The 6,158-nt window shown below is 61.2% G+C and carries 7 protein-coding genes; 1 reads left to right on the top strand and 6 read right to left on the bottom strand.

The genetic code is table 11. From position 1 onward, the window contains the following. Window positions 1–47: 47 nt before the first annotated feature. From QZ522_RS17035 to QZ522_RS17010, 6 genes are all read right to left on the bottom strand, one after another. Window positions 48–974 carry an FAD-binding protein gene (locus tag QZ522_RS17035; RefSeq protein ID WP_294614379.1) on the bottom strand — a complete coding sequence of 309 codons (927 nt, stop codon included), beginning with the start codon at window positions 972–974 and terminating at the stop codon, window positions 48–50. After that, window positions 974–1,732: an electron transfer flavoprotein subunit beta/FixA family protein gene (locus QZ522_RS17030; RefSeq protein ID WP_294614376.1), complete on the bottom strand. Its 759-nt coding sequence runs from the start codon at window positions 1,730–1,732 to the stop codon at window positions 974–976. The genes QZ522_RS17035 and QZ522_RS17030 overlap by 1 nt, the downstream gene beginning before the upstream one ends. 187 nt (window positions 1,733–1,919) lie before the next feature. Beyond that, window positions 1,920–2,492, bottom strand: coding sequence for a cob(I)yrinic acid a,c-diamide adenosyltransferase (locus tag QZ522_RS17025; protein WP_294614373.1), 573 nt, complete (start codon window positions 2,490–2,492; stop codon window positions 1,920–1,922). Window positions 2,493–2,496: 4 nt separating this feature from the next. Then, window positions 2,497–2,703: a twin transmembrane helix small protein gene (locus QZ522_RS17020; protein WP_294614371.1), complete on the bottom strand. Its 207-nt coding sequence runs from the start codon at window positions 2,701–2,703 to the stop codon at window positions 2,497–2,499. 120 nt (window positions 2,704–2,823) lie between these two features. Next, complete coding sequence (locus QZ522_RS17015; RefSeq protein WP_294614369.1) at window positions 2,824–3,651, bottom strand: SDR family NAD(P)-dependent oxidoreductase; 828 nt, start codon at window positions 3,649–3,651, stop codon at window positions 2,824–2,826. 98 nt (window positions 3,652–3,749) lie between these two features. Then, window positions 3,750–4,040, bottom strand: coding sequence for a hypothetical protein (locus QZ522_RS17010; RefSeq protein WP_294614367.1), 291 nt, complete (start codon window positions 4,038–4,040; stop codon window positions 3,750–3,752). A gap of 161 nt (window positions 4,041–4,201) precedes the next feature. Between QZ522_RS17010 and parC the strand changes: the two genes are divergently transcribed. Then, the coding region (parC, locus tag QZ522_RS17005) for a DNA topoisomerase IV subunit A (RefSeq protein WP_294614364.1) at window positions 4,202–6,158 on the top strand (1,957 nt) is incomplete at its 3' end.

Genomic DNA, 6,158 nt, shown 5'->3' with positions numbered 1-6,158 from the left:
CGCCGTGATCTGCGCGGGCCTTTCAAATTCAACCAGCAAACCCGGAGTTACAGCTTTTCAACAAGCTCCGGCAGGGCGGTGAAGAGATCGGCAACGAGGCCAAAATCGGCAACCTGGAAAATCGGCGCTTCTTCGTCCTTGTTGATCGCGACGATGATCTTGCTGTCCTTCATGCCCGCGAGGTGCTGAATCGCGCCGGAAATGCCAACCGCGACATAGAGGTTCGGCGCGACGACCTTGCCGGTCTGACCGACCTGCCAGTCGTTCGGCGCATAGCCCGAATCGACCGCGGCGCGGCTTGCACCGACCGCGGCGCCAAGCTTGTCCGCGAGGCTTTCGATCAGCGCGAAATCGTCCTTGGAGCCGACGCCGCGACCGCCCGAGACCACGACACCCGCCGAGGTAAGTTCGGGGCGGTCCGAGGCCGCGACCTTGTCCTCGACCCATTCCGAGAGGCCCGGATTGGCGGCGGCGGAAATGGTCTCGATCGGCGCGGCGCCCTGTTCGCCAGCGGCGTCAAAGGTCGATGTGCGGAACGAGATGACCTTTTGGGCATCCCGCGATTTCACGGTCTGAATCGCGTTACCGGCATAAATCGGGCGCTCGAAAGTGTCGGCATCGACAACGCCAGAGGCATCCGAAATCACCATCACATCCAAAAGCGCCGCGACGCGCGGCAGTACGTTCTTGGCGTCGGTCGTGGCCGGGGCAACGATGTGGCTATAGTCACCGGCAAGGCTGACGATCAGCGCCGCGGTAGGTTCCGCAAGGCGGTGCCCAAGCGAGGCATCCTCGGCGACCAACACCTTGGAAACGCCCGCGATTTTCGCCGCGACTTCGCCAGCAGCGGCGGCAGATGCGCCACAGCAAAGCGCCGTCACATCGCCCAGTTTCGCGGCCGCCGTCACGGCCTTTGCGGTGGCGTCCAGCGCCAGTTCACCATCGGTGACTTCTGCGAGAAGTAGAACAGACATTACACGGCCCCCGCTTCTTTGAGTTTTGCAACAAGCTCGTCCACCGAGCCGACGATGATACCCGCGGCACGGGATTCGGGCTCGGACGTGCCGGTGATTTCAAGACGCGGAGTGACATCGACACCGTAATCGGCGGCGGTTTTCTCATCCAGCGGCTTTTTCTTGGCCTTCATGATGTTGGGAAGGCTCGCATAGCGCGGCTCGTTCAGGCGCAGGTCGACAGACACGATGGTCGGCATGCTGACCTTGATCGTCTGAAGACCACCGTCAACCTCGCGGGTCACGACCGCATTGTCGCCGTCGATATCAAGCTTGGAGGCAAAGGTTGCCTGGCTCCAGCCCAGGAGCGCCGACAGCATCTGGCCGGTGGCGTTCATGTCGTTGTCGATTGCCTGCTTGCCGCAGAGCACGACGCCGGGCTGTTCCTCGTCGATCACCGCCTTGAGGATCTTGGCCACGGCCAAAGGCTCGATATCGGTGTGAACGTCATCGGCGGCCACAACCAGAATGGCGCGATCGGCCCCCATCGCCAGCGCGGTGCGCAGCGTTTCCTGGGCCTGCTTGACCCCGATCGAAACGGCGATCACCTCATCGGCCTTGCCCGCCTCTTTCAGGCGAATGGCCTCTTCAACGGCGATCTCGTCAAACGGGTTCATCGACATTTTGACATTGGCTAGATCGACACCGCTGCCGTCCGCCTTTACGCGGACCTTCACGTTATAATCGATCACGCGTTTGACAGGTACGAGCACCTTCATTGGCATGGTCTCCCTCAGATTGGTGAAGAGCTGACGACTCTTCGGTAAAGCTAACTTGCGCGTTGATACCGGGTCTGGCGCAGATGAAACAGGGCAAAATCGTCACGTTAGCGTCTGACGACGTCGCGTTTCAGGTTTTGAACGCAATAATCTTGCGAGAGTGTTTCAAGCGACGGCCTTGCGGCATTTAACGGTTCGCGCCCGGAACCCACAAAACATCATCCTTGCCACCATCATTGGCCATGCGCGAGGCCACAAAGAACCAGTCGCTCAGACGGTTGAGATATTTTACCGCCGCCTCGTTCACCTGCTCTATCGTGGCAAGTTCGACCGTCAGACGCTCGGCCCGGCGCGACACGGTGCGGCACAGATGCAGATGAGCGGCAAGCGCCGAGCCGCCGGGCAGGATGAAACTGCGAAGTGGTTCGAGATGCTTGTTCATCGCGTCGATCTCGGCCTCAAGCCGGTCAACCTGACTCGCGGACATGCGAAGCGGCGGGTACTCGGACTCTGCATCCTTGTCCATGTCCGGACGGCACAGATCGGCGCCCAGATCGAAAAGATCATTCTGGATGCGCGCCAGGGCCGCGTCGGTGTCACCGGCGGCGGCAAGCCGGGCAAGGCCGACGGTCGCGTTGACCTCGTCAACCGTGCCATAGGCGCTCACACGGGCCGAATGTTTGGCAACGCGCGAGCCATTGCCAAGCGCGGTTTCGCCCGCATCGCCGGTACGCGTGTAGATCTTGTTCAATACGACCATGGATTCAGCCCCCCTGTCTGCGGAAATAAACGAAAATCAGGATCAAGACGATGGCGACGGCCTGTGCAATCAGACGCCATTGCATGAATTTGTTTGACCGCTTGGCGTTCTCGACCCCCTCCTTGCCGAAGCTGCTGATCCCGCGGATCAGGATCACCGCCACGGCGATACAGGCAATGGCAACGAGGATGAAAAGCGGGTCTTGCAGCATGGGATCGTCCTTTCCGAGTCGGTCCTTTATCGCACATCTAGGCGGCACGGGGCGAAAAGCGAAAGGGAAAACATGACGCAGCCCCCGCGCGAGGCCGACAGACCGGGGCCGGACGACCCGCTAGCCTTTGCTCAGGACCCAATCGAGCGCCCGCGCCGGAAGCACGCGGCGCAGCGTTCCCATCGCATGGGTCGGCGTCGTCACGTAATAGCGAACCTTCGCGCGCCGCGCCTCAAGCGCATGCACCAAGGTCTTGGTCACTGCCGAGGCGGGCCATTGCGGCCCCTTGCTGCTGCCGCTGTAAAGCTGATCCAGAAGGGTTGCGCGATATTCCTCGACCCGCGCGGAATTCTCCCAGTCGATCCATTTTTCGAACTGCTTGATCGCATTGGCACGAAACGGGGTGTCGATCGGGCCGGGATCAATGATCGAAACCTGAATACCGGTGCCCACAAGCTCCATGCGCAACGCATCGCTCAGGCCCTCGACGGCAAACTTGGTCGCCACATAGGCCCCGCGCCATTTCATCGCCACAAGCCCAAGCACCGACGAGCATTGCACGATCCGTCCCGAGCCCTGCGCCCGCATCACCGGGATCACCCGGCGGGTCAGGTCATGCCAGCCGATGAAATTCGCCTGAAAGATCGTCCGCATGGCTTCGGTCGGGATATCCTCGACCGGACCGGCAATCGCATAGGCGCCGTTATTGAACAGCGCATCAAGCCGCCCGCCCGTCGCCTCAAGCACCTCGGCAAGGCCCGAGGCGATGCTTGCCTCGTCCTCGTAATCAATCCGCGGGCTTTCAAAGCCCTCATCGCGCAGCCGCGCGCAATCCGCCTCTTTGCGGCAAGAGGCAAACACCCGCCAGCCGCGTGCGCGAAGCCCGTGCGCCGCGTCATATCCGATGCCCGTGGAACACCCGGTGATCAATACAGTTTTTTCAGTCATGGAGCCGTTCTGACCCGCGACGGCGCCCGATGCAAGCCCAGTTTACCGCCCTCCAAGGCCGATCCGCCATCCCCCGGCCCCCGCTTGCGCCCTGCCTGTCAGTTGGTCGTTTCAGGCACGGCCAGTGTGCCCCCGACACCCCTGCCAACCGTCAGCCCCAGTTCTTGAAGCGAGGTAATGGTGCGCGTCGCGGAGGCCTCGGGTGCTACGGCGCCCCCCTGTGCGATTTCGATCACATTCACCCGCAACGGGCGCGGTTTCGGGCGCTTGTTGTCAAGGGCCGCGCGTGCCTGAATGGAATTCGCTATCGGAGCATAATCGGCCCCGCCGCTGAGTTCGTAAAACGCCCAGCCCAGAAATGCAAAACTCACAAGAATAAAGCGCCACATCGCGCATCCCCCACATAACTCACACTAAATATCTAAAAGCTCGGCAGCCCTGATCATGATATCCGATTCGCGGATTGGATTTAGGGGCAATGCGGAAAACTTTCCGCGCTGTGGTTTCTATGTGCTTTACGTGAATTCATGCCGGGGGTATCACCGCATCTATGAGTGATTTGCTGGATGACCCCAACATGCTGCCCGAGGCCGTGTCAGAACCGTTACGCCGGGCGATCGGCGACCGGTATCTGACCTATGCGCTTTCCACGATCATGCACCGCGCCCTGCCCGACGCGCGCGACGGGCTCAAGCCGGTGCACCGGCGCATCCTTTATGCGATGCGCGAACTGCGGCTGAGTTCGACCGGGGGCTTCCGCAAATCCGCCAAGATAAGCGGCGACGTGATGGGCAACTATCACCCGCATGGCGACGCGGCGATCTATGACGCCATGGCCCGCCTCGCCCAGGATTTCGCGGTGCGCTATCCGCTGGTCGACGGTCAGGGCAATTTCGGCAATATCGACGGCGATAACCCCGCCGCCAGCCGCTATACAGAGGCCCGGATGACCGCCGTCGCCGAGGCGCTGCTTGACGGGCTGAACGAAAACGCCGTTGATTTTCGCGACAATTACGATGGCACCCTGACCGAGCCGGTCGTGCTTCCAGCCAGTTTCCCGAACCTTCTGGCCAACGGATCAAGCGGGATCGCGGTTGGCATGGCCACCAATATCCCGCCTCATAACATTGCCGAGCTGGTCGATGCATGTCTGCATCTTATCAAGACGCCGGATGCGCGTGACGACACGCTTTTGAACTATATTCCCGGCCCTGACTTTCCCACCGGCGGGATCATCGTCGAGCCCGCCGAAAATATCGCCCAGGCCTATCGCACCGGGCGCGGGTCGTTCCGCCTGCGCTGTAAATACGAGATCGAGGATCTTGGTCGTGGCCAATGGCAGATCGTGGTCACCGAAATCCCCTATCAGGTGCAGAAATCCAAGCTTATCGAGAAGATCGCCGAGCTGATCCAGACCCGCAAGGTGCCGATCCTCGCCGATGTGCGCGACGAAAGCGCCGACGATATCCGCCTTGTGCTTGAGCCGCGCTCGAAGAATGTCGAGCCCGAGGTTCTGATGGGGATGATGTATCGCAACTCGGATCTCGAAGTGCGGTTTTCGCTCAACATGAACGTGCTGATCGACGGGGTCACCCCCAAGGTCTGTAGCCTCAAGGAGGTGCTGCGTGCCTTCCTCGATTTCCGCCAGGAGGTGCTGATCCGTCGGTCGCATCACCGGATGGAAAAGATCGACCACCGGCTTGAGGTGCTCGAAGGGCTGATCGTCGCCTTTCTCAATCTCGACCGGGTGATCGACATCATCCGCTATGACGACGACCCCAAGGCGGCGCTGAAACGCGAGGATTGGGGCAAGACATTTGTGCGCGCCACATCCGAGGCCGATTATGTTTCGCCCCCCCTGGGCAGCGAGGACGGGCTGACCGAAATTCAGGCCGAAGCGATCCTGAACATGCGCCTGCGCAGCCTGCGGCGGCTGGAAGAACTTGAACTCAAGCGCGAGCGCGACGCCCTGATGGCCGAGCGCGCAGGTCTTGAGGACCTACTTGACGACCCGGCCCTGCAATGGGGCGCGATTTCGGATCAGTTGCGCGAGACCAAGAAAACCTTTGGCCAGAACCACATCTGGGGCCCGCGCCGTACCCGCTTTGCCGAGGCCGGCGAAGTCGAAGAGGTGCCGCTGGAAGCCATGATCGACCGCGAACCGGTCACCGTGGTGTGTAGCCAGATGGGGTGGATTCGGGCAATGACCGGTCACATTGATCTGAACCGCGAGCTGAAGTTCAAGGATGGCGATGGTGCGCGCTTCATTTTCCACGCCGAGACCACCGACCGGTTGCTGGTCTTTGGCAGCAACGGGCGGTTCTATACCGTCAGCGCCGCCAATCTGCCCGGTGGGCGCGGCATGGGGGAGCCGCTGCGCCTGATGGTGGATCTGCCCAATGAGGTCGAGATCGTCGACATCCTGATCCACAACCCAGAAGGAAAGCTTCTGGTGGCCTCTTCGGCAGGCAACGGGATTATCTGCGCCGAGAAGGACATCGTGGCCC

Origin of the sequence: uncultured Roseovarius sp., assembly GCF_913054395.1 — a bacterium.
In the GTDB taxonomy this organism is placed as follows: domain Bacteria; phylum Pseudomonadota; class Alphaproteobacteria; order Rhodobacterales; family Rhodobacteraceae; genus Roseovarius.
This window is presented reverse-complemented; position numbering and strand designations above follow the sequence as displayed.

Coding starts and splice junctions, on each gene's coding strand:
- QZ522_RS17030 (WP_294614376.1), bottom strand. CDS start 1,732: ATGAAGGTGCTCGTACCTGTCAAACGCGTGATCGATTATAACGTGAAG.
- QZ522_RS17015 (WP_294614369.1), bottom strand. CDS start 3,651: ATGACTGAAAAAACTGTATTGATCACCGGGTGTTCCACGGGCATCGGA.
- QZ522_RS17010 (WP_294614367.1), bottom strand. CDS start 4,040: ATGTGGCGCTTTATTCTTGTGAGTTTTGCATTTCTGGGCTGGGCGTTT.
- QZ522_RS17035 (WP_294614379.1), bottom strand. CDS start 974: ATGTCTGTTCTACTTCTCGCAGAAGTCACCGATGGTGAACTGGCGCTG.
- QZ522_RS17020 (WP_294614371.1), bottom strand. CDS start 2,703: ATGCTGCAAGACCCGCTTTTCATCCTCGTTGCCATTGCCTGTATCGCC.
- QZ522_RS17025 (WP_294614373.1), bottom strand. CDS start 2,492: ATGGTCGTATTGAACAAGATCTACACGCGTACCGGCGATGCGGGCGAA.